This is a genomic window from Streptomyces seoulensis, from assembly GCF_004328625.1.
GTDB lineage: Bacteria > Actinomycetota > Actinomycetes > Streptomycetales > Streptomycetaceae > Streptomyces > Streptomyces seoulensis.
The window spans coordinates 1277387-1303448 of record NZ_CP032229.1 but is presented as its reverse complement, the minus strand read 5'-3'; the positions used below and the strand labels follow the sequence as shown (position 1 = coordinate 1303448).

Annotated in this window: 25 protein-coding genes and 1 riboswitch; of the genes, 12 read left to right on the top strand and 13 right to left on the bottom strand. The window is 73.5% G+C overall.

Translation table 11 applies throughout. The features are described 5' to 3' along the window. Positions 1 to 64: 64 nt before the first annotated feature. The 6 genes from cobN to D0Z67_RS06140 all read right to left on the bottom strand — a co-directional run bounded on the left by cobN (position 65) and on the right by D0Z67_RS06140 (position 8944). Positions 65 to 3715 (bottom strand): cobaltochelatase subunit CobN, encoded by a 3651-nt coding sequence (cobN, locus tag D0Z67_RS06165; protein ID WP_031182066.1) that lies wholly within the window; start codon positions 3713 to 3715, stop codon positions 65 to 67. Continuing rightward, positions 3712 to 5220, bottom strand: coding sequence for a cobyric acid synthase (locus tag D0Z67_RS06160; RefSeq protein WP_031182067.1), 1509 nt, complete (start codon positions 5218 to 5220; stop codon positions 3712 to 3714). Before D0Z67_RS06160 ends, cobN begins: the two co-directional genes overlap by 4 nt. After that, positions 5217 to 6158 carry a cobalamin biosynthesis protein gene (locus tag D0Z67_RS06155; RefSeq protein ID WP_031182068.1) on the bottom strand — a complete coding sequence of 314 codons (942 nt, stop codon included), beginning with the start codon at positions 6156 to 6158 and terminating at the stop codon, positions 5217 to 5219. The genes D0Z67_RS06160 and D0Z67_RS06155 overlap by 4 nt, the downstream gene beginning before the upstream one ends. Positions 6159 to 6257: 99 nt before the next feature. Next, positions 6258 to 6396, bottom strand: a riboswitch (cobalamin riboswitch). A 121-nt stretch (positions 6397 to 6517) separates the two neighbouring features. After that, complete coding sequence (locus D0Z67_RS06150) at positions 6518 to 6739, bottom strand: hypothetical protein (RefSeq protein WP_031182069.1); 222 nt, start codon at positions 6737 to 6739, stop codon at positions 6518 to 6520. Positions 6740 to 6766: 27 nt separating this feature from the next. Beyond that, positions 6767 to 8032 (bottom strand): inorganic phosphate transporter, encoded by a 1266-nt coding sequence (locus D0Z67_RS06145; protein WP_031182070.1) that lies wholly within the window; start codon positions 8030 to 8032, stop codon positions 6767 to 6769. A gap of 141 nt (positions 8033 to 8173) precedes the next feature. Beyond that, a complete protein-coding gene (locus D0Z67_RS06140) occupies positions 8174 to 8944 on the bottom strand; it encodes a lysozyme (protein ID WP_031182071.1) in 771 nt (256 codons plus the stop codon). 168 nt (positions 8945 to 9112) lie between these two features. Here D0Z67_RS06140 and D0Z67_RS06135 point away from each other — a divergent pair, with 168 nt between their 5' ends. From D0Z67_RS06135 to D0Z67_RS06125, 3 genes are all read left to right on the top strand, one after another. Then, the gene (locus D0Z67_RS06135) at positions 9113 to 9778 is read left to right on the top strand and encodes a class II aldolase/adducin family protein (protein WP_031182072.1); all 666 of its coding nucleotides are present in this window, start codon (positions 9113 to 9115) and stop codon (positions 9776 to 9778) included. A gap of 50 nt (positions 9779 to 9828) precedes the next feature. Next, on the top strand, positions 9829 to 10950 hold the full coding sequence (locus D0Z67_RS06130) for an alpha/beta hydrolase (RefSeq protein ID WP_031182073.1): 1122 nt from the start codon (positions 9829 to 9831) through the stop codon (positions 10948 to 10950). A 107-nt stretch (positions 10951 to 11057) separates the two neighbouring features. Further along, positions 11058 to 12461: a hypothetical protein gene (locus tag D0Z67_RS06125; protein ID WP_199812206.1), complete on the top strand. Its 1404-nt coding sequence runs from the start codon at positions 11058 to 11060 to the stop codon at positions 12459 to 12461. A gap of 48 nt (positions 12462 to 12509) precedes the next feature. On the opposite strand, the gene ypfJ is transcribed toward D0Z67_RS06125, so the two are convergent. Beyond that, a complete protein-coding gene (gene ypfJ / locus D0Z67_RS06120) occupies positions 12510 to 13400 on the bottom strand; it encodes a KPN_02809 family neutral zinc metallopeptidase (protein WP_031182075.1) in 891 nt (296 codons plus the stop codon). A gap of 246 nt (positions 13401 to 13646) precedes the next feature. Here ypfJ and abc-f point away from each other — a divergent pair, with 246 nt between their 5' ends. From abc-f to D0Z67_RS06105, 3 genes are all read left to right on the top strand, one after another. Continuing rightward, the gene (gene abc-f, locus D0Z67_RS06115; RefSeq protein WP_031182076.1) at positions 13647 to 15245 is read left to right on the top strand and encodes a ribosomal protection-like ABC-F family protein; all 1599 of its coding nucleotides are present in this window, start codon (positions 13647 to 13649) and stop codon (positions 15243 to 15245) included. Positions 15246 to 15587: 342 nt separating this feature from the next. Further along, entirely contained in the window at positions 15588 to 15809 is a 222-nt protein-coding gene (locus D0Z67_RS06110; RefSeq protein ID WP_004002281.1) for a helix-turn-helix domain-containing protein, read from the top strand. A 129-nt stretch (positions 15810 to 15938) separates the two neighbouring features. Beyond that, positions 15939 to 16742 (top strand): enoyl-CoA hydratase/isomerase family protein, encoded by an 804-nt coding sequence (locus tag D0Z67_RS06105; RefSeq protein WP_031182077.1) that lies wholly within the window; start codon positions 15939 to 15941, stop codon positions 16740 to 16742. Positions 16743 to 16756: 14 nt separating this feature from the next. Here D0Z67_RS06105 and D0Z67_RS06100 read toward each other — a convergent pair whose 3' ends face one another. After that, positions 16757 to 17473, bottom strand: a complete 717-nt coding sequence (locus D0Z67_RS06100; protein WP_031182078.1) for a hypothetical protein — start codon at positions 17471 to 17473, stop codon at positions 16757 to 16759. A 98-nt stretch (positions 17474 to 17571) separates the two neighbouring features. On the opposite strand from D0Z67_RS06100, the gene D0Z67_RS06095 reads away from it, so the two are divergent. From D0Z67_RS06095 to amaP, 5 genes are all read left to right on the top strand, one after another. After that, on the top strand, positions 17572 to 18036 hold the full coding sequence (locus D0Z67_RS06095) for an Asp23/Gls24 family envelope stress response protein (RefSeq protein WP_234312817.1): 465 nt from the start codon (positions 17572 to 17574) through the stop codon (positions 18034 to 18036). Positions 18037 to 18120: 84 nt separating this feature from the next. Further along, positions 18121 to 18351, top strand: coding sequence for a hypothetical protein (locus D0Z67_RS06090; RefSeq protein WP_031182080.1), 231 nt, complete (start codon positions 18121 to 18123; stop codon positions 18349 to 18351). Between the two features lie 5 nt (positions 18352 to 18356). Beyond that, the gene (locus tag D0Z67_RS06085) at positions 18357 to 18764 is read left to right on the top strand and encodes a hypothetical protein (RefSeq protein WP_031182081.1); all 408 of its coding nucleotides are present in this window, start codon (positions 18357 to 18359) and stop codon (positions 18762 to 18764) included. Continuing rightward, the gene (locus tag D0Z67_RS06080; protein ID WP_031182082.1) at positions 18761 to 19408 is read left to right on the top strand and encodes a DUF6286 domain-containing protein; all 648 of its coding nucleotides are present in this window, start codon (positions 18761 to 18763) and stop codon (positions 19406 to 19408) included. Before D0Z67_RS06085 ends, D0Z67_RS06080 begins: the two co-directional genes overlap by 4 nt. Continuing rightward, positions 19405 to 19995: an alkaline shock response membrane anchor protein AmaP gene (gene amaP / locus D0Z67_RS06075; RefSeq protein ID WP_420824427.1), complete on the top strand. Its 591-nt coding sequence runs from the start codon at positions 19405 to 19407 to the stop codon at positions 19993 to 19995. Before D0Z67_RS06080 ends, amaP begins: the two co-directional genes overlap by 4 nt. 8 nt (positions 19996 to 20003) lie before the next feature. Here amaP and D0Z67_RS06070 read toward each other — a convergent pair whose 3' ends face one another. From D0Z67_RS06070 to D0Z67_RS06050, 5 genes are all read right to left on the bottom strand, one after another. Further along, positions 20004 to 20759: an SDR family oxidoreductase gene (locus D0Z67_RS06070; protein WP_031182084.1), complete on the bottom strand. Its 756-nt coding sequence runs from the start codon at positions 20757 to 20759 to the stop codon at positions 20004 to 20006. 4 nt (positions 20760 to 20763) lie between these two features. Next, entirely contained in the window at positions 20764 to 22557 is a 1794-nt protein-coding gene (locus D0Z67_RS06065) for a glycoside hydrolase family 15 protein (protein ID WP_031182085.1), read from the bottom strand. A 66-nt stretch (positions 22558 to 22623) separates the two neighbouring features. Next, positions 22624 to 23454, bottom strand: coding sequence for an SURF1 family cytochrome oxidase biogenesis protein (locus D0Z67_RS06060; protein ID WP_199812207.1), 831 nt, complete (start codon positions 23452 to 23454; stop codon positions 22624 to 22626). Positions 23455 to 23470: 16 nt separating this feature from the next. Beyond that, positions 23471 to 23704, bottom strand: a complete 234-nt coding sequence (locus tag D0Z67_RS06055) for a hypothetical protein (RefSeq protein WP_078873419.1) — start codon at positions 23702 to 23704, stop codon at positions 23471 to 23473. An 82-nt stretch (positions 23705 to 23786) separates the two neighbouring features. Next, positions 23787 to 24770 (bottom strand): DEDDh family exonuclease, encoded by a 984-nt coding sequence (locus D0Z67_RS06050; RefSeq protein ID WP_031182088.1) that lies wholly within the window; start codon positions 24768 to 24770, stop codon positions 23787 to 23789. A gap of 241 nt (positions 24771 to 25011) precedes the next feature. Between D0Z67_RS06050 and D0Z67_RS06045 the strand changes: the two genes are divergently transcribed. Next, entirely contained in the window at positions 25012 to 26058 is a 1047-nt protein-coding gene (locus D0Z67_RS06045; RefSeq protein WP_031182089.1) for a zinc-dependent alcohol dehydrogenase family protein, read from the top strand. The last annotated feature ends 4 nt before the right edge of the window (positions 26059 to 26062 follow it).

Here is a 26062-nt window from a genome sequence, read left to right as displayed (position 1 = left end):
GTACTCGGCGGACAATTGCTCCTGCATCCAGTGGTCCCCGCAGGTGCGGGGGTGCGGAGGAGGGTCATTCGGCCTCCTCCAGATCTCCCTCGAGTTCGAGGTAGGTCGCGCGGAGCCGCTCCAGGGTCTCCTGGTCCGGCTCCGCCCACAGCCCTCGATCGGCCGCTTCGAGCAGACGTTCCGTCACGCCCCGCAGTGCCCAGGGATTCGAGCGCTTCATGAACTCCCGGTTCTCCGGCGCGAACACGTACTCGCTGGCGAGCTTCTCGTACATCCAGTCGTCCACCACGCCCGCCGTGGCGTCGTACCCGAAGAGGTAGTCCACGGTCGCCGCCATCTCGAAGGCGCCCTTGTAGCCGTGCCGGCGCATCGCGGCCATCCAGCGCGGGTTGACCACGCGGGCGCGGAAGACGCGGTGGGTCTCCTCGCCGAGGGTGCGGGTCTTGACCTGGTCCGGGACGGCCGAGTCGCCCACGTACGCCTCGGGGCTGGTGCCGGTCAGATGGCGGACCATGGCGACCATGCCGCCGTGGTACTGGAAGTAGTCGTCCGCGTCGACGAGGTCGTGCTCGCGGGTGTCGACGTTCTTCGCCGCCACCGCGATCCGCTTGAACGCCGTCTCCATGTCCCCCCGCGCCGCGCGCCCGTCCAGCCCGCGCCCGTAGGCGTAGCCGCCCCAGACGGCGTACACCTCGGCGAGGTCCGCGTCGGAGCGCCAGTTGCGGGCGTCGATCAGGGGGAGGAGACCCGCGCCGTACGCGCCCGGCTTGGAGCCGAAGACGCGGGCCGTGGCGCGGCGGCGGTCGCCGTGCTGGGCGGTGTCCTCCTCGACATGGGCGCGGACGTAGTTGGACTCGCCGGGCTCGTCCAGCTCGGCCACCGCGCGCACCGCGTCGTCGATCAGCCCGACCACGTGCGGGAACGCGTCCCGGAAGAAGCCGGAGATGCGCACGGTGACGTCGATGCGCGGACGCCCCAGCTCGGCGAGCGGCACGGTCTCGAAACCGGTGACCCGGCGCGAGGCGTCGTCCCACACCGGGCGGCAGCCCAGCAGCGCGAGGATCTCCGCGATGTCGTCGCCCTGGGTCCGCATCGCGGAGGTGCCCCACACGGTGAGCCCCACCGACTTCGGATACTCCCCGGTGTCGGCGAGGTACCGCTGCACCAGCGAGTCCGCGAGCGACTGCCCGACCTCCCAACTCAGGCGGGACGGAATGGCCTTGGGGTCGACGGAGTAGAAGTTGCGCCCGGTCGGCAGCACGTTGACCAGACCCCGCGTGGGCGACCCGGAGGGCCCCGCCGGGACGTAACCGCCGTCCAGCGCGCGGAGGATGTGCCCGATCTCGTCAGTGGTCCGGGCGAGCCGGGGCACCACCTCCGTACAGGCGAACTCCAACACTGCCGTGGCATCGGCCAGTTCGAAGCCGAGCACCTCGTCCAGCACCGCCGGTACGGCCGCCCGGTCCCAGTCCCGCGCCTCCATGCCCTCGGCGACGCCCCGGCACAGCTTCTCCAGCAGGTCGACCGCGTCGGCCCCGGTGCGCGCCGGGCCCTCGGCCAGGTCGGTCAGCTCCACCGGCACCTTCACCGGCGCGCCCGGCTCGGCCAGCAGCTCCTTCTCCACCAGCCCGAAGTGCTGCGCCAGCGCGGCCCGCAGTCCGGGGAGGGCGTTCGCCTGGCCGCCCCACACCTGGGAGGCGCGCAGCACGGCGAGGACGAGGTTGACGCGGGCCTCGCCCTCGGGTCCGCCGCCCAGGATGTGCAGTCCGTCGCGGATCTGCACGTCCTTGATCTCGCAGAGGTAGCCGTCGATGTGCATGACGAACGAGTCGAAGTCGTCGTCCTCCGGCTGCTCGTCCACATGCAGGTCGTGGTGGAGCTCGGCGGCCTTGACCAGGGTCCAGATCTGGGCGCGCACGGCCGGCGCCTTCGTCGGGTCCAGGTCGGAGACGAGCGCGTACTCGTCCAGCAGCTGTTCCAGCTTGGCGAGGTCGCCGTAGGTGTCGGCGCGGGCCATCGGCGGCACCAGATGGTCGACCACCGTGGCGTGGCCGCGCCGCTTGGCCTGGGTGCCCTCGCCGGGGTCGTTGACGATGAACGGGTAGATCAGCGGGAGTTCACCGAGGACGGCGTCCGGGGCGCAGCCGCGCGAGAGGCCGAGGCCCTTGCCGGGCAGCCACTCCATGGTGCCGTGCTTGCCCATGTGCACGACCGCGTCGGCGCCGAAACTGTTCTCCAGCCAGCGGTAGGCGGCCAGGTAGTGGTGCGAGGGCGGCATGTCGGGGTCGTGGTAGATGGCGATGGGGTTCTCGCCGAAGCCGCGTGGCGGCTGGATCATCACGACGACGTTCCCGAACCGCAGGGAGGCCAGCACGATGTCGTCGCCGTCCACGTACAGGCTGCCCGGCGGCTCGCCCCACGCATCCAGCATGGCTTCGCGCAGCTCCGGGTCGAGGGTGTCGAACCAGGCCCGGTAGTCCGCGAGCGGTACTCGGGCGGGCGCGGCGGCGAGCTGCTCCTCGGTCAGCCACTCCACGTCGTGACCGCCGGCCGCGATCAGCCGGTGGATCAACTCGTCGCCCTCGGACGGGTGTTCGTCCACCCCGTACCCGGCGTCCCGCAGCGCGTCCAGCACCCGGACCGCCGAGGCGGGGGTGTCCAGGCCGACGGCGTTGCCGACGCGGGAGTGCTTGGTCGGGTAGGCGGTGAAGACCAGCGCGATCCGCTTCTCCGCGTTCGGCTTGTGCCCAAGTACCGCGTGCCGTACGGCGATCCCGGCGACCCGGGCCGCGCGCTCGGGGTCGGCGACGTAGACCGGGACCTCGTCGGGGCCGGGCTCCTTGAAGGAGAACGGGACGGTGATCAGGCGGCCGTCGAACTCCGGGATGGCGACCTGCATCGCGGCGTCCATGGGGGACAGGGCCGCGTCCGAGGCGTCCCAGGCGGCCCGGGTGGAGGTGAGGCAGAGCCCTTGCAGCACCGGCACGTTCAGGTCCGCGAGGGCGCCGATGTCCCATGCCTCCTCGTCGCCGCCCGCCGAGGCGGCCGAGGCGTGCGCGCCGCCGGCCGCGAGCACGGTGGCGACCAGGGCGTCGGCCCGGCCCAGCAGCTCGTACAGCCCGGCGTCCGCGTCGCGCAGCGAACCGCAGTACACCGGAAGGGCGTTGGCGCCCCGTTCCTCGATGGCCGCGCAGAGGGTGTCCACGAAGGCGGTGTTGCCGCTGAGTTCGTGGGCCCGGTAGAAGAGCACGCCCACGGTCGGCCGCCCGGGCTGCTGCTCGTAGGCGCCGTGCGTCCCGAACTCCGGCATCCGGTGCGGCTCTTCGAAGCCCTCGCCGGTCAGCAGGACGGTGTCGGAGAGGAACCGGGACAGCTCCAGCAGGTTCGCCGGACCGCCCTCGACCAGATAGCGCAGCGCCTCCGCGACGACTCCGGCCGGTGCGGTGGAATCGGCCATCAGCTCGGCGTCCGGCACGCTCTCGCCGCCCAGCAGCACCGTCGGCACCCCGGACGCCTTCAGCGCGGCGAGCCCGTCCTCCCAGGCCCGCTTGCCGCCCAGCAGCCGGACGACGGCGAGGTCCGCGCCGTCGAGCAGGGCGGGCAGGTCGTCGGCCGCGTCGACGCGGGACGGGTTGCCGATCCGGTAGTCGGCGCCGCTGGCGCGGGCGGCCAGCAGATCCGTGTCGGCGGTGGACAGCAGCAACACTGTGCTCATGCGGGCGCTCCCGGTGGAATGAAGGGCAGTCCTGCGGGCGCGCCCGACTCGATGAGCCGCCGGAGCGCGTCCGTGTCCGCGTGGTGTTCGATGAGGTCGCCGAGCAGGTCGAGCTGCTCCTCGCGCAGCGCGGCGAAGGACGTGTCGGGGGCCGGGACGAAGCGGCGGCCGGAGGCGGCGGCGACCTCGCGCAGGAAGGCGCGCCGGAAGCCGTCCGACTCCAGCGAGCCGTGCCAGTGGGTGCCCCAGACCTGGCCGGTGCGGCAGCCGTCCAGGAAGGGCGTCCCGCCCAGCACCTCGGCGACCCCGTGGTGGATCTCGTACCCCTCGACGGGCTCGCCCAGGGCCTCCCCGGCGGGCCGGGCCAGGGTCTTCTCCGGGTGGAACCGCACCCGCACCGGGAGCAGTCCGAGCCCCGGCACCTGTCCGGCGCGGGACTCCACGTCGTCCTCGATGTGCTCGCCGAGCAACTGGAAGCCGCCGCAGATCCCGAGCACCGGACGCCCCTCGGCGGCCCGGCGCGCCAGCGCCTTCGCGAGCCCCCGCTCGCGCAGCCACTGAAGCGCCCGTACGGTCCCGCGCGTGCCCGGCACCACCACGAGGTCGGCGTCGGCGAGTTCCTCGGGCCGGTCCACGAAGCGGACCACGACGCCGGGTTCGGCGGCCAGGGCGTCCACGTCGGTGAAGTTGGACATCAGCGGGACGGCGCACACGGCGACCCGCAGCACGTCCTCGCCGTGCGGGGGAGCGACGGCCGACTCCCGTACGGTCCCGCGCAGCGACACCCGGAGGCCGTCCTCCTCGTCGATGCCGAGCCCGTGCCGGAACGGCAGCACCCCGTAGGTGTGCCGTCCGGTGAGGCCCCGCAGCATGTCGAGGCCCGGCTCCAGCAGGGTCACGTCGCCCCGGAACTTGTTGACCAGGAACCCGGCGACCAGCGCCTGGTCCTCCGGGGAGAGCAGGGCGACGGTGCCGAAGAAGGAGGCGAAGACCCCGCCCCGGTCGATGTCGCCGACGACGAGGACGGGCAGCCCGGCGCCCCGGGCGACGCCCATGTTGACGATGTCGGTGCGCCGCAGGTTGATCTCGGCGGGCGAACCCGCGCCCTCACAGATCACCGCGTCATACGTGCCCCGCAACTCCTCCAGGCACTCCAACACCGTGCCCAGCAGAGCCTGTTGACGTCCGCCGTGGTACCCGCGCGCACTCAGCTCGCCCACCGGCTTCCCCAGCAGCACCACTTGGCTGCTGCGCTCGCCACCGGGCTTGAGCAGCACCGGGTTCATCAGCGCGGTCGGCTCCACCCGGCACGCCTGGGCCTGCATGGCCTGCGCCCGTCCGATCTCCGCGCCCTCCCGGGTCACGAAGGAGTTGAGGGACATGTTCTGCCCCTTGAACGGCGCCACCTTCACGCCCTGCCGGACCAGCCACCGGCAGATCCCGGCCGTCACCACGCTCTTGCCCGCGTCGGACGTCGTCCCCGCGACCAGCAGACCACCGCTCACCTGTCCCGCCCCTTCCCGATGAGGCGCCCGGCGACGGTGACGCCGAGCGCGAGCAGACCGACCCGGCGGGAGAGCCGTACGGCCCGCCCGATGTCGGCGACCTGGACCGGTCGCCCGGTGCCGTTGAGCACGGGCCGGTGCTCGACCCGGCCGCCGTAGGAGAGGGTGCCGCCCAGCCGGACGCCGAGCGCGCCCGCGAACGAGGCTTCCACCGGGCCCGCGTTGGGGCTCGGATGCCGGTGTGCGTCCGCCCGCCAGGCCCGTACCGCCCCGCGCGGGTCGTCCCCGGCGAGCACGGCGAGTACGGCGGTGAGCCGGGCGCCGGGCCAGCCGGCCACGTCGTCCAGCCGGGCGGAGGCCCAGCCGAAGCGGCGCAGCCGGGACGACTTGTGCCCGACCATCGCGTCCAGCGTGTTCACGGCCCGGAACCCCAGCAGCCCCGGCACCCCGGCCACCGCGCCCCACACCAGGGCGCCCACCACGGCGTCGGAGGTGTTCTCCGCGACCGACTCCACCACGGCGCGCGCGATCGCGTCGGCGTCCAGCGCCTCGGGGTCCCGGCCGCACAGGTGCGGCAGCCGGGCGCGGGCGGCCGTGAGGTCGCCCCGCTCCAGGGCGCGGCCGACGGCGGACGCCTCGCGGGCGAGCGAGGTGCCGCCGACGACGGCCCAGGTGGCGGCGGCGGTCAGCGCGGCGGACCCGGTGAAGGAAGGACGTACGGCGCGGGCGGCCACCACGCCGAGCGCGGTGGCGCCTCCGGCGCACACCAGGGTGTGCAGCGCGCCCCAGCCGCGGTGGTCGTGCCACAGCGCGCGCTCCACGCGCCCGGCGGCCCGCCCGAAGGCGGCGACGGGGTGCATGCGCTGGGGATCGCCCAGGAGGAGATCACCGAGGAGGCCGGCGGCGGCACCGTACGCGTACGAGCGATCGGCGCCCATCGGCTAACTCGCCGTGGGCGTGCCGGTGTTCCTGGTACGGGCTCTCGGACGGCGGCCGGGCATCACGGTAGTCCTCACTCAGGGTGTCCACGCCCTGGTTCGACGAGACCGGCGACGAGAGTTCCTGGCTCCCGGGGACTTCTCCCCGGTGACAGTGGCGGGACCGCGCCGGATTCGCACCGGCTTCCTCTGCTGTCGCCGTACATGGCCCGCGAAGTCCACCACGTGCCCGGAAGGGCCGTCAACCTGCCTGTGACCTGCGGGAGAAGAGTGTGTGGAGCCCCACACCGGCACCGGTGGGAACAGCGGAAGGCCCCCGCGCGGCACATGCCGTGCGGGGGCCTTCCGGAGCGTGGGCGCTAGGCGACGATCAGGTAGAAGCCGTAGGCCACCGCCGCCGCGCAGGCGGCGAAGCAGGCGTAGGCGCCGGTCACCGCGAGCGGGGCCGAGCCGCCGGTGGCCGCCGCGCGCTCGCGACGGGCCAGCCCGCCGACGCCGAGGGTGAACAGGCCCACCAGGGCCACCGTGACCACGAGGCTGACGCCGAAGACGGAGCCGAGGGCCGCCCAGTCGATCTTCATGGGGATGTTCCTCCAGTTGCCGGGTGGTCAGACCCGGGCCGACGGCGCGGTGGTGGCGGGGGTGGGCTCGGTCGTACGCGGCTCGGCGGTGGCGGCCGGGATGGTGGCCGTCAGGTCGTCCGCGACCATGCCCACGGGGGGCGGGGTGACCATGGCCATCGCGGTGGTCACCACACCGGCCGGCTCCGTGTACTCCTCGGCGGCCACGTGCGTGTGGTCGATGACCTCGCGGCGGGAGATCTTCCAGATGGCGAAGCTGGAGCCGATCAGGAAGAGCGCGACGAGCCCGGTGCCCCAGTCGCCCAGGCCGGTCACGGCCTCGGCGCCCGCGCCGACCAGCGCGGCGGCCGGCAGGGTCAGCGCCCAGGCGACGAACATGCGGCTGGCGGTGGACCAGCGGACCACTCCGCCCTTGCGGCCCAGGCCCGCGCCCATCACCGAGCCGGAGACGACGTGGGTGGTGGAGAGGGAGAAGCCGAGGTGGGAGGAGGCCAGGATCGCGGTCGCGGCGCTGGTCTGCGCGGCGAAGCCCTGGCGGGGCTCCAGGTCGGTCAGGCCCTTGCCCATGGTGCGGATGATGCGCCAGCCGCCGATGTAGGTGCCGAGCGCGATGGCCAGGCCGGCGGAGAGGATCACCCAGGTGGGAGGGTTGGAACCGGGGGAGAGGGCACCGCCCGCGATCAGCGCGAGGGTGATGATGCCCATGGTCTTCTGCGCGTCGTTGGTGCCGTGCGCGAGGGAGACCAGGCCGGCCGAGGCGATCTGGCCGGCGCGGTAGCCCTTGCGGGTCGCGGGGGTGTCGCCGTCGCGGCCGATGCCGTAGGAGAGGCGGGTGGCGAACATCGTGGCGAGGCCCGCCACGATCGGCGCGGCCACGGCCGGGAGCAGCACCTTGGTCACCAGCGCGTCGCCGTGGACGGCGCCGAAGCCCGCCGAGGCGACGGTGGCGCCGACGAGGCCGCCCATCAGTGCGTGCGAGGAGCTGGAGGGCAGGCCCACCAGCCAGGTCAGCAGGTTCCAGAGGATCGCGCCGGTCAGGGCCGCGAAGATGACCTCGGGACGGATGCCGGTCTCGTCGACGAGACCCTTGGAGATCGTGTTGGCGACCTCCACCGAGAGGAAAGCGCCCACCAGGTTGAGCGCGGCGGACATGGCCACCGCGACCTTGGGCTTGAGAGCGCCGGTCGAGATGGTGGTGGCCATCGCGTTGGCGGTGTCGTGGAAACCGTTCGTGAAATCGAACGCGAGTGCGGTTATCACCACTATCGCGAGGATCAGCGAGAAGCTTTCCATTTACCCAGGCAATCGTTCGAAGTCGTTGGCAGGATGAACGTAGGCAACCTGGGTGAACGGAAGGTGAACTGGGACGGGCGCCTTGGTGCCGGAAGCGGGGCACCGGATTCCGGGGGCTCCCGGCGGCCTTGCGGGGCCTGTTCAGCGCCCGCGCGCGAAGGCCCGCAGCCGGGTCGTGGAGCCGCCGAAGAGATCCTGGTCACCCGGCAGTCCTCCCTTGGTGCCGTGCTGCCAGAACGTCCAGTACCGCCAGCCGCCGGGCAGCCTGCCGGGGCCGGCGGAGGAGCCGTGGCTCGCGATCCACAGCGCGTGGTCGGCGGCGAAGGCGCGGGTGTCGCCCGTGCAGGCGGTCCACCAGTTGGTGGTGGTGTAGATGACCGGGCGGCGGCCGGTCTCCCGGCGCACCTCGTCGCTGAAGGACCTGATCCAGCGCACCATCCGCGCCCGGCTCAGCCCGTAGCACTTGTGGTGCTTGTCGTACGGGTTGTACTCGATGTCCAGCGCGGGCGGCAGCGTCACCCCGTCCGCCCGCCAGTCGCCGCCGTTCCGGACGAAGTACGCGGCCTGCGCGGCGCCGGAGGAACGGTTCGGCAGGGCGAAGTGGTACGCGCCCCGGATCAGGCCGGCCCGGCGGGCGCCGTCGTACTGGCCGGTGAAGTAGGGGTTGCGGTAGGTCGTGGACTCGGTCGCCTTGACGTACGCGAAGCGGGCGCCCTTGGCGCGGGCCGTGTACCAGTCGACGCCGCGCTGATGCGAGGAGACGTCGTGGCCCTTGGGCCGGCTCCCGCGCGTTCCGGCCTCGGCGGCCAGCGGGGCGTGGGCGGCGGTGACCGTCCCGGTCAGGGTGAGGGCCGTAAGGGCCGCCGCGAGGACGCCCGCGCGGCGACGGGTTGATGAGCGGTCACGGGCCATGCGGTCCCCCGGCGAGACGTGGTCCAGCGGCAAGAGGGATCAGTGAAAGCCGGGGGGCCGTCAGAAGTGTGACTATTTCAGGCGTTTCCGGTCGGTTTCGCTCGTTCGGCGGCGCGTGGGCGGGCCGAAGCGGGCACACGTCCGGCCGCCGGCTGGCAGGATCACGGCATGGCGGAACAGCGGCGGGACGCGGACGGCGACGAGGCGCGGGCCTGGGACGAACTGGTGGCCACCGCCCGGCGGACCGTCGCCGACGGACTGGTCGTCGGCACCTCCGGCAACGTCTCCGTACGGGTGGGCGACACCGTGCTCGTCACCCCCTCCGGCGTGCCCTACGACCGGCTCACCCCGGCCGACGTCACCGGCGTCGACCTCGCCGGGCGTCAGGTGCTCGGCACCCTGGTGCCGACCAGCGAACTCCCCATGCACCTCGCGGTGTACCGCACCACCGGCGCCCGCGCGATCGTCCACACCCACGCCGTGCACGCCACCGCCGTCTCCACCCTGGTCACCGAGCTGCCCGCCATCCACTACATGACCGGCGCCCTCGGCGGCCCCGTCCGGGTCGCCCCCTACGCCCCCTACGGCACCCCCGAACTCGCCGCCCACGTGCTCCGGGCCCTCGACGGCCGCTCCGGCTGCCTGCTGCGCAACCACGGCACGCTCACCCACGGGGACACCCTGGACCGCGCCTACGACCGCACCGCCCAGCTGGAGTGGATGTGCCGCGTCTGGCTCACCGCGTCCTCGGTCCCGGGCCTGAGCCCGTCGCTGCTGAGCGAGGCGGAACTGGCGGAGGCGGGGGAGCGGCTGCGGGGGTACGGGCAGCGCTGAGCGCCGGTGCTCCACTGGCCGGGACCCGCCCGGCCCATGACACTGGACGGGTGCGCAAAGTCCACGTAGTCGCCGCCGCCATCGGTGCCGTGCTGGCCGCCGGAGCCGCGTCCGTGGCCGTCGGAAGGCTGGCCAGCGGAGCCGCGCTGAAACTGCCGCCCGGCCGCCCGCTGCCCACCGAACCCCGGCTCACCGTGCACGGCCTGGAGGGCGGACGCATCACCCTCACCCGTGACCTCGCCTCCCGCCGCCCCGGCGTCCACGGCCTCGCGGGCAACGGCTCGCACGCGGTCGTCGGCGCGGTGCTGGAGGGGGCCGAACAGAGCCCGGACACCGTCGTACGCCGTCTCGAACGCCTCACCCACGGCGCCTTCGCCCCCGGCGACCCGGCCTGGCTCACCCCCAACGCGTACGTGGGCGACCCCGGCTCCGCCCTCGGCCTGGAGTACGCCGACATCGACATCCCCGGCGAACTCGGCCCGCTCCCCGCCTGGTTCGTGCCCGGACCCCGGGACACCTGGGTCATCGCCGTGCACGGCCTGGGCACCACCCGCGAGCAGACCCTCAACGTCATGGGGATACTCCACGCCCTCGGCCTGCCCGTACTGGCCCTCGCCTACCGGGGCGACATCGGCGCCCCGCGCTCCCAGGACGGCCTGAGCCACCTCGGCGAGACCGAGTGGCGGGACGTGGACGCGGCCATCCGGTACGCCGTCCGCTACGGCGCCCGACGGGTCGTCCTCCTCGGCTGGTCCACCGGCGCCACCATGGCGCTGCGCGCCGCCGAACGCTCCTCGGTACGGGACCGGATCGCCGGGCTGATCCTCGACTCGCCCGTCCTCGGCTGGGAGGCCACCCTGCGCGCCCTGGCCCACGCCCGGCACGTCCCGGGCCCCCTGCTGCCCCTCGCGGTGCGCGCCGCCCAGGGCCGGGCCGGGATGCGCACCGCCAAGCACGCCGTGGCCGTCGAACCCCTCAAGGTCCCCACCCTGATCATCCACGGCCCCGACGACCAGATCGCCCCCTGGGCCGACTCCCGCCGCCTCGCCGCCCGCCAGCCCGGCCTCATATCCCTCCACCCCGTCCCCAAGGCCCCCCACGCCGCCATGTGGAACGCCGACCCCACGGCCTACGAGGACCTCCTCCGCCGCTTCCTCACCCCGCTGCTGTAGCGACGCGGCGTCGCGGACCCCGGCCGGAGGTCCGGTTCTGGCCCTCTCTGTTGCCCCCTGTGACTTCCCGTTTGGGTTTTCGGACCGTCAACCGGAAGACTGCACCCGTGACGTCCCGTATCCCGCGCGACTCCAGGCTTCGACTCGTCCGACCGCGACCCCTGGCCGCCGCCCCCAGAGCTGTGAACCAGCGGCGCGTGCGCCGCGCCGCACCCCGGCCGCCCGAGGGGACGCCGGCCCCCGCCGAACTGGCGAGACTCGCCCGGACCGTCCTCGCCGGGGCGGTCCGGGTGGCCCGGTGGGCCGACCTCGCCCTCGGCCCCGGCAGCGCCGCCGCCACCGCCGACGGCAAGGCCACCCTCTCCGACAGCACCGCCGAGCACGCCGCCGCCGACCTCGGCCTCACCCCCGCGCAGATCCGCGCCGACTGGGACACCGCCCGCCTCTCCGGCCTGGTCGAGGTGCACGGCGACAGCGCCCGCCCCGGCTGGCGCCTGCGCGCCTGGGACCGGGACGACAGCGCCGTACTGCGCGGCTGGGTCGCCCTCTTCGACGCCTGGTCGCTGGCCTGCCCCGAACCGCACGGGCAGGAGCCGGCCACGGTCGCCGAGGTCGTCTCCGCCATGCCCCAGGTCCTCTCCTTCCTCCAGCTCTCCGCGGGCCCCGTCCCGGCGGAGCAGCTGCTCGACCTGCTCCAGCAGCGGGTCACCGAACTGCGCACCGAGCGGTGCGAGGTCACCTACCCGCCCGGCGCCGACGAGGCCCCCGTCCTCACCGCGCCCGCCCCGGACGTTCCCCTCGCCCCCCTCCTGGACTGGGCCGTGGAGGCGCTGGCGGCCGTCGGCGCGCTCACCCACGGCGACGGCCACGCCACCCTCACCCCGCTCGGCAGCTGGGCGGTCTGGGTCAAGCTGGAGCAGATCTGCGTCGCCGCGCAGAGTCCCGCCGGGAACATCGAGCAGTCCGCCGAGGACATGCTGCGCGGCTGCGCCCAGCTGCGCCCCAACGCCGCCCGCGCCGAATACCGCGCCTGGCTCGCCGCCCGCACCGTCGGCGGAGCCGTCGGCCAGCTCCTGGACGCCGCCCGGGGCGACGACGCCCTGCTGCGCGGCCTCGCCTTCGAGGCGCTCCGCGTGGTCGGCGCCCCCGCCGAGCACGAGGTCCGCGCCGTCGTCGCCGAGCCCGCGCTGCGCCCCTACGCCCTGCTGTGGCTCGCCGAGTACGACGGTGTCGACCCGGAGGACGCCCACGAGGTGCTCACCCGCGAGGAAGCAACCTGGCTCTGGGTCGACACCGCCGCGGCCGTCGCCGACCACGGCGAGACCGAGATGCTCGTCCGGCACCTGGAGGCGGCGGTCCAGCCCACCGTCCCCGCCCTGCTGGAGGAGGTCCGGGCCGTCGGCCACCCGCGCACCGTGCAGGTCCTGGTCGCGCTCGCCGCCGCCCACCCCGACCCGGCCCTCGCCAAGGCCGTGCGCCGGGCCGCCTTCCAGGTGCACACCGGCGGCTGAGCGCGGCCCGCCCCGACGCCCCCGCCGCTCAGCGCGGGGGCGTACGCCTCAGCCGAAGGTGTTGCACCGGTCCGGGTCGCCCGTCCGGTAGCCCTGGTCGAACCACTGCTGCCGCTGGAGCGAGGACCCGTGGGTCCAGGTCTCCGGGGTGACCTTCCCCTGGAACTCCTGCTGGATACGGTCGTCGCCCACGGCCGCCGCCGCGTTCAGCCCGTCCTTGATGTCCGCCGGGGTCAGCTCGGTGATCAGCGGCTTGCCCGTCGACCCGTCCGGCGTCGAGGTCGCGTGGTGCGCCCACACCCCGGCGTAGCAGTCCGCCTGCAGCTCCACCCGGACCGAGCTGCTGTTCTCACCGGTCGTCCCGTCCTGGGTCCGGCCCAGCGTGCCCATCAGGTCCTGCACATGGTGGCCGTACTCGTGCGCGATCACATACGCCTGCGCGAACGGCCCGCCGGTCGCCCCGAACCTGGTGCGCAGCTCGTCGAAGAAGCCCAGGTCAAGGTAGACCCGCTTGTCGCCGGGGCAGTAGAACGGCCCCACGGCCGCCGTCGCCGCCCCGCAGGCGGTACGGATCTGGCCGCTGAAGAGATAGGTCTCCGCCGGGGTGTACCGCTTGCCCTGCTGCCGGAACTCGCCCGACCAGTAGTCCTGCACGCTGTTGACCACCGCGACCACCCGGCAGTCCTCACGGGTGTTCGCGTCCCGTCCGGTACGGCAGGACTGCTGCACCTCGCTCACCGAGGAGGGCTGGGACGCGGACTCGTCACCGCCCGAGGACAGCCCGAGCTGGTCCGGGCCGACGCCGAGGAACAGCGCCAGCAACAGCCCGACCAGCCCGACGACACCCCCGCCGATCGTCGCCCGGCCGCCCGGCAGCCGGCTCCCGCGCACATCCCGCACCTCGGAGGTGTCCAGATTCGCGTCGTCGTCGAACTGCACAGCCCGTCACCTTCTGTCAGCGTCCATCGGCTCTGGCGCGCTTCCGGCCGACCCGTCCCACCCGTCGTCCGCAGCTCACGCCGCATGTGTACCCCGAGAGTCCCCGCATCCTGCCACCGGAGGCAGGAAAAGGGCTTGCCCGCCCCCGTTAGACTGGCCCCATGGCCATTCTCCTCGCGCATTAGACGGCGGGAACGCCCTCGACAGCCGCCCATCCGTCAACCACGTACGCCCAGGAGTATGTCCGTGATCTCCGCCTCCGGTATCGAGCTGCGCGCCGGTGCGCGCGTCCTCATCGAGAACGCCACCTTCCGTGTCGCCAAGGGTGACCGCATCGGCCTCGTCGGCCGCAACGGCGCGGGCAAGACCACCCTCACCAAGTGCCTCGCCGGTGACGGCATCCCGGCCGCCGGCACCATCACCCGCTCCGGCGAGGTCGGCTACCTCCCGCAGGACCCCCGCACCGGCGACCTCGACGTCCTCGGCCGCGACCGCATCCTCTCCGCCCGCGGCCTCGACGTGCTGATCCGCAAGATGCGGGAGAACGAGCAGCGCATCGCCAACGGCTCCGGCGCCACCCGCGACAAGGCCATGCGCCAGTACGAGCGCCAGGAGACCGAGTTCCTCACCAAGGGCGGGTACTCCGCCGAGGCCGAGGCCGCCACCATCGCCGCCGCGCTCAACCTGCCCGACCGCGCGCTCGGCCAGCCGCTGCACACCCTCTCCGGTGGTCAGCGCCGCCGTATCGAGCTGGCCCGCATCCTGTTCTCGGACGCCGACACCCTGCTGCTCGACGAGCCGACCAACCACCTCGACGCCGACTCGATCGTCTGGCTGCGGGACTACCTCAAGACCTACCGCGGCGGCTTCATCGTGATCTCCCACGATGTCGAGCTGGTGGAGACGGTGGTCAACAAGGTGTTCTACCTGGACGCCAACCGCTCCCAGATCGACGTCTACAACATGGGCTGGAAGCTCTACCAGCAGCAGCGCGAGGCCGACGAGAAGCGCCGCAAGCGCGAGCGGCAGAACGCCGAGAAGAAGGCCGCCGCCCTGCACTCGCAGGCCGACAAGATGCGCGCCAAGGCCACCAAGACGGTCGCCGCGCAGAACATGGCCAAGCGCGCCGACAAGCTGCTCTCCGGCCTGGAGGCGGTCCGCCAGTCCGACAAGGTCGCCAAGCTCCGCTTCCCCGAGCCCGCCCCCTGCGGCAAGACCCCGCTGATGGCGGAGGGCCTGTCGAAGTCGTACGGCTCGCTGGAGATCTTCACCGACGTCGACCTGGCCATCGACAAGGGCTCCCGCGTCGTCATCCTCGGCCTCAACGGCGCCGGCAAGACGACCCTGCTGCGCCTCCTGGGCGGCGCGGAGGAGCCCGACACCGGCTCGGTCGTCCCCGGCCACGGCCTCAAGCTCGGCTACTACGCCCAGGAGCACGAGACCCTGGACCCCGAGCGCACGGTGCTGGAGAACATGCGCTCGGCCGCGCCGGACCTGGACCTCGTCGAGGTCCGCAAGACGCTCGGCTCGTTCCTCTTCTCCGGCGACGACGTCGACAAGCCGGCCGGGGTCCTCTCCGGCGGCGAGAAGACCCGCCTCGCCCTGGCCACCCTGGTCGTCTCCTCGGCCAACGTGCTGCTGCTGGACGAGCCCACCAACAACCTCGACCCCGCCAGCCGCGAGGAGATCCTCGGCGCGCTGCGCACCTACAAGGGCGCCGTCGTCCTGGTCACCCACGACGAGGGCGCCGTGGAGGCGCTCCAGCCGGAGCGGATCATCCTGCTCCCGGACGGCGTCGAGGACCTGTGGGGTTCCGGTTACGCCGACCTGGTGGCCCTCGCCTGACCCCCGCGCGATCACTCGCACCGATCATTCGGCCCAGTGGTGATCCACCATCTGAGTGAGATCTCCTCATACCGAGGTGTGTCCTACACGGATTTTCCGGCCGGTCCCCCCGTACCCGAGCGGTACCGGGGGGCCGGCCGTCTCGCGTCTCTGACCTGGGACTTCCCGATTCCACCCGTTCGGCGGTACGCGCGCGCCGGGCTGGAATCCCTGATTCCGTATGTGCGGACCCGCTCCTGTCGTCACAACCTCGTCTCACGGACCTTGCCGAATGGGTGGCCAACCCGACGAGAAGGGGTGATCATGAGAAGACCAGAGCGCACTTCCCATGAGGAGGACCGGGTGGCCGAGACTCTGAAGAAGGGCAGCCGGGTTACCGGCGCCGCGCGCGACAAGCTCGCGGCAGACCTGAAGAAAAAGTACGACTCCGGTGCGAGCATCCGGGCGCTGGCCGAGGAGACCGGTCGCTCGTATGGCTTTGTGCACCGGATGCTCAGCGAGTCGGGCGTCACGCTCCGTGGGCGTGGCGGTGCGACGCGGGGCAAGAAGGCCGCGTCGTCCTGATTCCGGGCGGCCCATCGGCTTCGATGGTGGCCACCCGGTCGGTCCCCTGATCGTCCGGGTGGTTACTGTGCAGTCACTTCGCGGTGCCGTACGGCGCCGTGCGATGACCGCACCCACCGGAGGCGCCCCATGGCTTCGCCCGACCAGGACCTCACTCCTGTACTCGACAAGGACGGCGTACGGCTCACCGTCGACGACGCGCTCGCCACGGTGACCCTGACCAACCCCGCCAAGCGCAACGCGCAGAGCCCCGCTCTGTGGCGGGCGCTGGCCGAGGCGGGCCGGGCGCTGCCGGGCTCCGTCCGGGTGGTCGTGCTGCGCGGCGAGGGCAAGTCCTTCTCCGCCGGTCTCGACCGCCAGATGTTCACCCCGGAGGGGATCGAGGGCGAGCCGACCTTCATCGATCTCGCGCGCCGTGACGACGCCGGGGTGGACTCCGCCATCGCCGCGTTCCAGGAGGCTTTCACCTGGTGGCGGCGCAACGACATCGTGTCCATCGCCGCCGTGCAGGGACACGCCATCGGTGCCGGCTTCCAGCTGGCCCTCGCCTGTGACCTGCGCGTCGTCGCCGACGACGTGCAGTTCGCCATGCGCGAGACCAGCCTCGGCCTGGTCCCCGACCTCACCGGCACCCACCCGCTGGTCGGCCTCGTCGGCTACGCCCGCGCGCTGGAGATCTGTGTGACCGGCCGCTTCGTGCACGCCGAGGAGGCGGTCGTCTCCGGCCTCGCCAGCGTCTCCGTGCCCGCCGCCGACCTCGACGGCGCCGCCACCGACCTGGCCGCCGCGGTGCTGGCCGCGCCGCGCGACGCCGTGGTGGAGACCAAGGCGCTGCTGCGCGGTGCCGTCGGCCGCTCCTTCGACGCCCAGGTCGTCGCCGAACGCGCCGCCCAGGCCCGCCGCCTGCGCGACCTCGCCGGCATCGGCGACTGAGCCGGCCCCGGCTCTCACTCCACGCCGGTCACCAGGACCGCCACCGTCGGGCGGTCCTCCAGCGCGTCCCGTACCGCCGCGCGCACCCGCTGGGCCACCTCGGTGGCCCGGTGGGCGGAGTCCGTGGCGACCTCCACGTACACATGCCGGTGCGGGAGGGCCGCGTCCGACTCGCGCCGCTGGACCCGGACCGCGTGCCCCCGGTCACCGAAGGCCGCCGTCAGGCGGGTCACCCCGGCCACCGTGAGCACGGCCGCGGCCACCGCCGCCTCGTCCGGGTCGGTGGTCCGCTCGGCGTCCGGCGCCCGCTGCGCCTGCGGCGCCGGAGGCGGTTCGGCGGGCGGCTCCAGCAGGTCCGTGACCCGCAGGTCCACCTCCGTCACGGTGAGCCCGAGCCGCTCGGCCGCCGCGTCAAGCGCCTCCCGCAGCCGGTCCGCCGTCTCCGGCAGCGGCCGGGCGGCGGTCGCCGCGAAGTCCGCCGTCACCCGAAGGGGCCCCGGCCACAGCGCGCTCGGCGGAGCCGGTACGACCGGCTCGCGCGTCTGAGGCGGATCGGCCGGACCGATCCGCAGCGTGCCCAGCCACGCCCCCGGCACCCCGGCCGCCGCCCCGGCCAGCACCGAGGCGGCCGCCCGTTCCGTCATCCACGCGCCGTCCCGGCTGCCGCCGAGCGGCAGCAGTCTGCCGGGCGCCAGTCGCTGCCGTACCGCCTGTGTCCAGTCCGCCGTCATTCCTCCACCCTGCCCTCTCCACGGCGCGCAACGGCGCAGGCGTGCTTACGGTGGTCGGAGAACGACGACCGAAAAGGGGAGCAGTGGCGATGAGCGAGATGGCAACCCATGGCGGCGAGAACGAGCCGCAGACCTCCGCCCGCAGGCAGAACCGGCCCGGCGGCGGCGACCCGGCGACCAGAGGCCGCACCACGATCGCGGACGGCGTCGTCGAGAAGATCGCCGGAATGGCGGCACGTGACGCGGTGGGCGTGTACGCCATGGGCAGCGGCATCTCCCGCACGCTCGGTGCCATGCGCGACCGGGTCCCGGGCGGCGGCAAGACCGTGACCCGAGGGGTGAAGGCCGAGGTCGGCGAGGTGCAGACCGCGCTCGACCTGGAGATCGTCGTGGAGTACGGCTTCCCGATCGGCGACGTCTCCCGCGCGGTACGGGAGAACGTGATCGCCGCCGTGGAGCGCATGACCAGCCTCGAGGTCGTCGAGGTCAACATCGCGGTCAGCGACGTCCACCTCCCCGACGAGGAGGACGACGAGGAGCCGGAGCAGCCTCGTATCCAGTGAGTTGGGGGGTACTCGTACCAGTGGCCGGACCGGCTGACATCACTCGGCCGGACGAGCCGACTCGCGTGAAGGAGCGCCGCAGAGATGAGCATGGCAGCAGTCGGCATGATCGCCGGAATGGCGCTGGGCTTCGCCGGGTTCTACGGCGGGTTCGGAGCCTTCGTGCTGGTGGCGGCCCTGGGGGCCGTCGGATTCTTCGCCGGTCGTTTCGTGGACGGCGATCTGGAACTCGGTGACTTCTTCCGCCGCCGCGACGACCGCCCCCGTGACGACCGGTTCCGCGCCGGCGGCGACCGGCGCGACTGGCGCCGGTGAGCGCGATGAGCACGGACACCGGCGCGGCGGCGCCGGCTGTCCCGGACCGCACCCCGCCGGGTGAGCGCGGGTTCACCCGGATCGCGGACCGGGTCGTCGCCAAGATCGCCGCGCGGGCCGCGCGCGAGGCGATCGCCCCGCTGCCGCGCGACCTCGACCCCCCGCACGCCACGGTCAATGTCCGTCCCCGGGCCCGCGGCACCGGCCCGGTGGAGGACAGCCCGTTCGCCACCGCCCGGGTGCGGGTCGTGCTGGAACTGGAGTACCCCGGCGACATCGGCGCGCGTTGCGCCGCCGTACGCCGCCGGGTCACCGACCGGCTGGGCACGCTGGCGAACATGGAGGTGCCGGAGGTGGTCGTCGAGGTGGAGCGACTGCGGCTGCCCGGTGAGCTTCAGGGGAGGACGGTATGAGCGAGCCGCCGCAGGACGCCACCCGGCCCATGCCCGTGGTCGACACCGGGAAGCACCCCGGCACGACCGCCCAGCAGCCCGCCCTCTCGCCGGACGCCAAGGGCAGCGGCCGCTTCTGGTCGGCCCGCCGCGTCCCCTCGGCGATCATCGCCCTGCTCACCCTGGGCGGCGCCGGCCTGCTGCTGTACGACGTGGTCGCCGTCCGCACCGGGCACCCCGCGATGTACTGGCGCCGCGAACTCGCCCGCCAGCTGGCCGAGCGGCACCTCGACGACATCCCGGTGCTCGCGGGCGCCGCCTTCGTCACCGCCGTCGGCCTCTGGCTGATCCTGCTCGCGATCACCCCCGGCCTGCGCGACCTGCTCCCCATGCTCCGCCCGCGTTACGACGTGCGCGCCGCGCTCACCCGGGACGCCGCCGCCCAGGTGCTGCGCGACCGGGCCGTCACGGTCTCCGGGGTGCGCGAGGCGCGGGTGAGGATGCGCCGCCGCCGTGCCGACGTGCGGGTGATCTCGCACTTCCGTGACCCCGTCGAGGTGCGCGGCGACCTGGACGCGGCGCTGGCCGGCGCCGTGACCGACCTCGGCATGGTCCGGCCACCCAAGCTGTCGGTACGCCTGCGCGGACCCGGGAAGAAGGGATGAGCGGCATGCGTTCAGGAGCCCTCAACCGCGTTCTGCTGGCGCTCGCCGGACTGGTGCTGTTCGTGCTCGGCGGGTCCGTGCTGGCCGTCGGCCTCGGCGCGCCCCCGCCCTCCTGGTGGCCGCACTCCGGCCGGCACGACGTGCTGCTCAGCCGGGCCGAGCGCACCGCCTGGCGGGACCAGGACTGGTGGTGGCCGGCGCTGATCGCGCTGCTGGCCGTCCTGTTCCTGATCGGGCTGTGGTGGCTGGTGTCGGTGCTGCGCAGGCGCAGCCTGTCCGAGATCCTCGTCGACACCGGCGACGGCAGGGGCGCGCTGGTGCGCGGCGGGGCGCTGCGGTCCGCGCTCGCGGACGACGCGGCCCGCCGGCCGGGCGTGGCCGGGGCCGACACCCGGCTGGCCGGCGGTCGTACGTCCCCGACGCTGCGCGCCGGGCTCCGGCTGGAACCCGACGCGTCCCCGGCCGCCACCCTGGCCGACTTCAGCGCCCGCCCGCTGGCCGCCGCCCGCGACTCGACGGGCCTGGAGTCGCTGCCCACGGACGTGCGGCTGAAGAGGGTCAAGCACAAGGCGGACCGGGTGAGCTGAGGTCCGTACTAGAACCCGTGCCGCATGCCCCCGTCGACCGGCAGCATGACGCCCGTCAGATAGGACGCGGCCGGGGACAGCAGGAACGCGGCCACCCGCCCGAACTCCTCCGGGGTGCCGTACCGGCGCAGCGGGATGCGGGACTCGTTGGCCGTCCTGGTGGCGACCGGGTCGGCGGACAGCGAGTCCAGCTCCCGCACCCGGTCGGTGTCGATCCGGGCCGGGAGCAGGCCGACGACCCGGATGCCGCGCGGGCCCAGCTCGTCCGCGAGGGACTTGGCGAACCCGGCGAGGCCCGGCCGCAGCCCGTTGGAGACGGTCAGCCCCGCGATCGGCTCGTGCACCGAGCCCGACAGCACGAAGCCGATGACCCCGCCCGGCTCCAGCTCGGCCGCCGCCGCGCGGGCCAGGCGCACCGCGCCGAGGAACACCGATTCGAACGCGTCCCGCCACTGCTCGTCGCTGTTGTCCGCGACGAAGCCGGGCGGCGGGCCGCCGACGCTGATGAGGATGCCGTCGAAACGGCCGAAGCGCTCGCGGGCCAGCGCGATCAGCCGCTCCGGGGCGTCCTCCTCGGCGTTGCCGACGGCCACGCCCACCGCGTCCGGGCCCAGTTCGGCGGCGGCGTCCGCCACCCGCTGCTCGTCCCGGCCGGTGACGATCACCTTCGCCCCGTCCGCGACCAGTTGCCGCGCGGCCGCGTTGCCGAGGCCCCGCGAGGCGCCGGTGACGATGTACACCCGGTCCTTCAGTCCAAGATCCATGCTCCTATCCTGCCTCCTCGGTGCCGAACAGCGTGAGGGCGGTGTTCACCAGCGCGATGTGGCTGAACGCCTGTGGGAAGTTGCCCAGCTGGCACCCGGCCTCCGCGTCGTACTCCTCGGCCAGCAGCCCCACGTCGTTGACCAGCCCGGCCAGCCGCTCGAACAGCGCGCGGGCCTCGTCGGCGCGGCCGGTCATGTACAGGGCGTCGGCCAGCCAGAAGGAGCAGGCGAGGAAGGAGCCCTCGCCCTCGGGGAGCCCGTCGACCACCGGGCCCTCGGGGTCCTCGGTGTCGTAGCGGCGCACGAAGCCCCCTTCGCCCAGGTCGGCGGCGATCGCGTCGACCGTGCCGATCACCCGGGGGTCGTCCGGGGGCAGGAAGCCCACGCGCGGGATGAGCAGCAGCGAGGCGTCCAGCTCGCGGGAGCCGTAGTACTGGGTGAAGGTGTTGCGCTCCGGGTCGTAGCCCCTGGCGCACACCTCCGCGTGGATCTCGTCGCGCAGCGCCCGCCAGCCCGACAGGTCGCCCTCCAGCTCCGGGTGCTCCTCCAGGGTGCGTACCGCGCGGTCCACCGCCACCCAGGCCATCACCTTGGAGTGGGTGAACTGGCGGCGCCCGCCGCGCACCTCCCACAGCCCCTCGTCCGGCTGTCGCCACTGCTCATCGAGGAAGTCGATCAGCGCGCACTGCAGGGCCCACATGTGCGGGCGGGCCGAAAGACCCGACTGCCGGGCCAGCCACAGGGAGTCCATCACCTCGCCGTACACGTCCAGCTGGAGCTGGTCCACCGCGCTGTTGCCGATGCGGACCGGGGCCGAGCCCGCGAACCCCGCGAGCCAGGGCAGCTCGGTCTCCGGGAGCCGGCGCTCGCCCGCGACCCCGTACATGATCTGGAGGTCCTCCGGGCTGCCCGCGACCGCTCTGAGCAGCCAGTCGCGCCACGCCTCGGCCTCCTCGTGGTACCCGGCGGCGAGCAGCACGTTCAGGGTGAGGGTGGAGTCGCGCAGCCAGCAGTAGCGGTAGTCCCAGTTGCGCACCCCGCCCAGCTTCTCCGGCAGCGAGGTGGTGGCCGCCGCGACGATCCCGCCGGTGGGCCGGTAGGTGAGCGCCTTCAGGGTGATCAGCGAGCGCACCACGATGTCCCGGTACGGACCGTCGTAGCGGCACCGCCCGCTCCAGTGCCGCCAGTCCCGGACGCTGGAGCTGAGCGCCTTGTACGGGTCGATCAGCCGGGGGCGCGGCTGGTGCGAGGGGTGCCAGGTGAGCACGAACGCCACCCGCTCGCCCTCGGCCACGGTGAACTCCGAGTGCGTGCCGAGGTCCTCGCCCCAGGTCCGTACGTGCGGCTCGGAGCGCAGCCAGGTGGAGTCCGGGCCGGCGACGGCGACCCGGTGCCCGTCCGAGCGACGCATCCACGGCACGATGGAGCCGTGGTCGAAGCGCAGCCGGAGCGTGCTGCGCACGGTGACCCGCCCGCTGACGCCCTCCACGATCCGTACGACGTCAGGGACCTTCTCGCGCTGCGGCATCAGGTCGGTGACGCGCAGGGTGCCCTCGGGGGTGTCCCACTCGGTGTCCAGGACGAGGGTGTCGGGGCGGTAGCCGCGCCGGGTGCAGGTGCCGGCGCCCTTCGGCGCGATCCGCCAGTAGCCGTTGTCCTCGTCGCCCAGCAGCCGGGCGAAGCAGGCGCCGGAGTCGAAGCGGGGCAGGCAGAGCCAGTCGATCGAGCCGTCCCGGCCGACCAGGGCGGCGGTCTGCTCGTCGCCGATGACGGCGTAGTCCTCGATGCGCGGGTTCACGCCTTGGCGATTCCCCGCACGGCCTGACGGCCAATCAGGTGGTGCGCCGGGGGAGTGACGCCCGGCTCACACGGCGGCGGGTTCCGCCTCGGCCGCGCTCTCCTGTCCGGCGGCGGCCGCCCGGTCGCGCAGCTCGCGCCGGACCAGGAACCACCAGCCGACCGGCACGGCGGCGGCGAACAGCCACCACTGGATCATGTACGCGTAGTTCAGCGGGGCGTCCTCGCTGCCGGGGCTGGAGATCTGCTCCGGGGTGTCGCCCTTCGGCTCCGGCGCGGTCTGCTCCACATAGCCGCCGAGCACCTGGGCGCCGAGCCGCTTCGCCTGGTCGGCGCTGTCGATCAGCATGACCTGGCGGTCGGGGAGGCCGGCGATCTGCTTGATGCCGCTGGCCGCGGTGGTCTCGTCGGCCTTCAGCCGGCCGGTGATCGTGACCTTCCCGGCGGGGGGCGCGGGGACCTTCGGGAACTCGGTCTGGGCGCCGTTCGCCGGAATCCAGCCGCGGTTGACCAGCAGCACCCGGCCGTCGGTCAGCCGCAGCGGGGTCAGGACGTGGAAGCCCACCTCGTCGTCGGCGTTGGTGCGGCGCCGGACGACCTCCTCGTGGGCGGTGTCGAAGGTGCCGGTCGCGGTGACCGTGCGGTACTTGTCGGCGTGGGTGACGGCGCGGCCGGGGGCGGCGAGCCGTTCCACGGGCACCGGGTCGGCGTGCAGGGCGTGCGCGACCAGGTTGTTGCGGGCGGTGCGTTCCTCGTACCGGTGGTGCTGCCAGAAACCGAGCCTGATCATCGTCGGGACCAGCGCGATCACGACGAGGGTGAGGATCACCCACTGGCGGGTGAGCAGGAAGCGGTAGCGGTGCACCCCACGACGGTACCTGTGGGCCGTGGGGCGCATTCGGGCGGGTACCGGGTCAGACCCGGTCCACCACCCCCGCCCTCCCCTCCGCGCGGGCGCAGTGGGCGCCGCAGTACCAGTGGCCCTCCACCTCCACGCCCTGCCCGATGATCTGCACCCGGCAGTGCTCGCAGATGGGTGCCATGCGGTGGATGGCACAGGAGAAGCAGTCGAAGACGTGCACCGCGCCCTGTGCGTGGACCTCGAAGGTCATTCCGTAGTCATTGCCGCAAACTTCGCATCTCGCCATGCGCCTCAGAGTGGGCCGTACCCGGCCGCCGGGCGAGCGGGCGCGGGTGCGAATCGCGGGGAATCACCCGTGTGTACGGCTCTCAGTCGGCCGCTTCCACATCGCGCAGCAACTGCCCGAAGGCCGCCTCGTCGATGACCGGGGTGCCGAACTGGCGGGCCTTGGCCGTCTTGGAGGTGCCCGAGTCGGGGTCGTTGGTGACCAGCAGGCTGGTCAGCCGGGAGAGGCTGGTGGCCACGTGCAGCCCGGCGTCGGTCGCCCGGTCCTCCAGCAGCTCGCGCTCGGTGGAGGTGTCACCCGAAAAGGCCACCCGCATGCCCTGCTTGAGACGTTTGCCCGGTTCGTACCGCCCGGGGTTGGGATACGGGCACGCGGGCCGCTTGCGCGCCGGGCGCCAGCCGGGGCCGCGTCCGCCGCCGTAGGAGCTGGTCGCCTGGCGGCCGATGACCGGGGCGTCCGACCACTCGGTGAGCGGACGGCACTCCAGCAGCGGCAGCCGCACCTCGTTCGCCGCGGCTGCCCTGAGGCTCGGCCGGAACGCCTCGGCCAGCACCCGTGCGTCGTCCAGCGCGTGGTGGGCGCGCTGCTGCACGACCCCGAAGTGCGCGGCCAGGGACTCCAGCTTGAAGTTGGGCAGCGGCAGCCGCAGCTCCTTGGAGAGCGCGATCGTGCACAGCCGCTGGCGCACGGGGGGCTCGCGCCGGGCGCGCGCGTACTCCCGCGCGATCATCTGCCAGTCGAAGACAGCGTTGTGCGCGACCAGCACCCGGCCGTCCAGCCGGGCCGCGAACTCCTCCGCCACCTCCGTGAAGAGCGGGGCCCCTTCGAGCACGTCGCTCGTCAGCCCGTGTATCCACACCGGGCCGGGGTCGCGCTCGGGGTTGACCAACGTGTACCAGTGGTCCTCGACCTCGCCGCGCGCGTCCAGCCGGTACACGGCCGCGGAGATGATCCGGTCGTCGCGCGCCAGTCCCGTGGTCTCGACGTCAACGACCGCGTATCCCTTCGGATACACGGCCGGCCACGGGGTGGGCGAGGACACTGCGGTCGCGGGGTCTTCGAGCATGGTCAATGAGGATACGGGTCACCGCCGACACCCGGGCCGCCCAGGGGCTTCCGCCCCACCGACCGGGTCGGTCCTCGCAAGGATGTACGCCCCCAAGACCGGTACGGGGAGACGCCCTTGACGGCGTCACCGCTGGTCCGGGGCACCGCGCGGCGCGAAGCGGGTCCGCGACGGCGTACCGTGGGTGCGCTCGGGACATCTCCGGGCGCCCCCACCACACCGGTACGAGAAGGACCCCGTCATGCGCGCCACCACCATCCACGCCCCGTTCGACATGCGGGTGACGGACGTGCCCGAGCCGATCGTGCAGCTCCCCACCGACGCGGTCGTCCGCGTGCTGCGCGCCTGCATCTGCGGCAGCGACCTGTGGGCCTACCGGGGCGAGGCGGCCCGGCAGCCGGGGCAGCGGATAGGGCACGAGTTCCTCGGTGTGGTGGAGGAGACCGGCTCCGCCGTGGGCACCCTGCGGCGCGGGGACCTCGTGGTCGCGCCGTTCATGTGGTCCGACGGCACCTGCGAGTACTGCGCCGAGGGCCTGACCACGTCCTGCGTGCACGGCGGCTTCTGGGGCTCCGTCGGCTACGACGGCGGCCAGGGCGAGGCCGTGCGGGTGCCGTTCGCGGACGGCACCCTGGTGAAGCTGCCGGGCGAGGCGGCCTCCGACGATCACCTCCTCACCGGCCTGCTCACCCTCTCCGACGTCCTCGGCACCGGCCACCACGCCGCCCTCGGCGCGGGCGCCCGCCCCGGCGCCACGGTCGCCGTCGTCGGTGACGGCGCGGTCGGCCTCTGCGCGGTACTGGCTGCCAAGCGGCTCGGCGCCGAGCGGATCATCGCCCTCGGCCGCCACGAGGCCCGTACCGACATCGCCCGCCGCTTCGGCGCCACCGACGTCGTCGCGGCACGCGGCGAGGAGGCGGTCGCGGCCGTCCGCGAGCTGACCCGGGGCCAGGGCGCGCACGCCGTCGTCGAGGCGGTCGGCACCGAGCAGTCCATGAGCACGGCCGTCAACATCACCCGCGACGGCGGCGCCATCGGCTTCGTCGGCGTCCCCCACGGCAGCGGCACCGGCCTGGACCTCAGCGTCATGTTCGACCGCAACATCGCCCTGCGCGGCGGCGTCGCCCCGGTCCGCACCTACATCCCCGAACTCCTGCCCGACGTCCTGAACGGCACCATCGACCCCTCCCCGGTCTTCGACATGACCGTCGACATCGAGGGCGTCCCCGACGGCTACCGCGCGATGGACGAGCGGACGGCCCTGAAGGTCCTGGTCACCAACGACTGACGGT

Excerpts from the sequence above, each read along its gene's own strand:
- D0Z67_RS06105 (WP_031182077.1), top strand. The coding sequence starts at position 15,939 with ATGGCTTCGCCCGACCAGGACCTCACTCCTGTACTCGACAAGGACGGC.
- D0Z67_RS06060 (WP_199812207.1), bottom strand. The coding sequence starts at position 23,454 with ATGCGCCCCACGGCCCACAGGTACCGTCGTGGGGTGCACCGCTACCGC.
- D0Z67_RS06090 (WP_031182080.1), top strand. The coding sequence starts at position 18,121 with ATGAGCATGGCAGCAGTCGGCATGATCGCCGGAATGGCGCTGGGCTTC.
- D0Z67_RS06095 (WP_234312817.1), top strand. The coding sequence starts at position 17,572 with ATGGCAACCCATGGCGGCGAGAACGAGCCGCAGACCTCCGCCCGCAGG.
- D0Z67_RS06150 (WP_031182069.1), bottom strand. The coding sequence starts at position 6,739 with ATGAAGATCGACTGGGCGGCCCTCGGCTCCGTCTTCGGCGTCAGCCTC.
- D0Z67_RS06085 (WP_031182081.1), top strand. The coding sequence starts at position 18,357 with ATGAGCACGGACACCGGCGCGGCGGCGCCGGCTGTCCCGGACCGCACC.
- D0Z67_RS06100 (WP_031182078.1), bottom strand. The coding sequence starts at position 17,473 with ATGACGGCGGACTGGACACAGGCGGTACGGCAGCGACTGGCGCCCGGC.
- D0Z67_RS06080 (WP_031182082.1), top strand. The coding sequence starts at position 18,761 with ATGAGCGAGCCGCCGCAGGACGCCACCCGGCCCATGCCCGTGGTCGAC.
- D0Z67_RS06055 (WP_078873419.1), bottom strand. The coding sequence starts at position 23,704 with ATGGCGAGATGCGAAGTTTGCGGCAATGACTACGGAATGACCTTCGAG.
- D0Z67_RS06050 (WP_031182088.1), bottom strand. The coding sequence starts at position 24,770 with ATGCTCGAAGACCCCGCGACCGCAGTGTCCTCGCCCACCCCGTGGCCG.
- D0Z67_RS06135 (WP_031182072.1), top strand. The coding sequence starts at position 9,113 with ATGGCGGAACAGCGGCGGGACGCGGACGGCGACGAGGCGCGGGCCTGG.
- D0Z67_RS06140 (WP_031182071.1), bottom strand. The coding sequence starts at position 8,944 with ATGGCCCGTGACCGCTCATCAACCCGTCGCCGCGCGGGCGTCCTCGCG.
- amaP (WP_420824427.1), top strand. The coding sequence starts at position 19,405 with ATGAGCGGCATGCGTTCAGGAGCCCTCAACCGCGTTCTGCTGGCGCTC.
- D0Z67_RS06070 (WP_031182084.1), bottom strand. The coding sequence starts at position 20,759 with ATGGATCTTGGACTGAAGGACCGGGTGTACATCGTCACCGGCGCCTCG.
- D0Z67_RS06045 (WP_031182089.1), top strand. The coding sequence starts at position 25,012 with ATGCGCGCCACCACCATCCACGCCCCGTTCGACATGCGGGTGACGGAC.
- D0Z67_RS06145 (WP_031182070.1), bottom strand. The coding sequence starts at position 8,032 with ATGGAAAGCTTCTCGCTGATCCTCGCGATAGTGGTGATAACCGCACTC.
- D0Z67_RS06155 (WP_031182068.1), bottom strand. The coding sequence starts at position 6,158 with ATGGGCGCCGATCGCTCGTACGCGTACGGTGCCGCCGCCGGCCTCCTC.
- cobN (WP_031182066.1), bottom strand. The coding sequence starts at position 3,715 with ATGAGCACAGTGTTGCTGCTGTCCACCGCCGACACGGATCTGCTGGCC.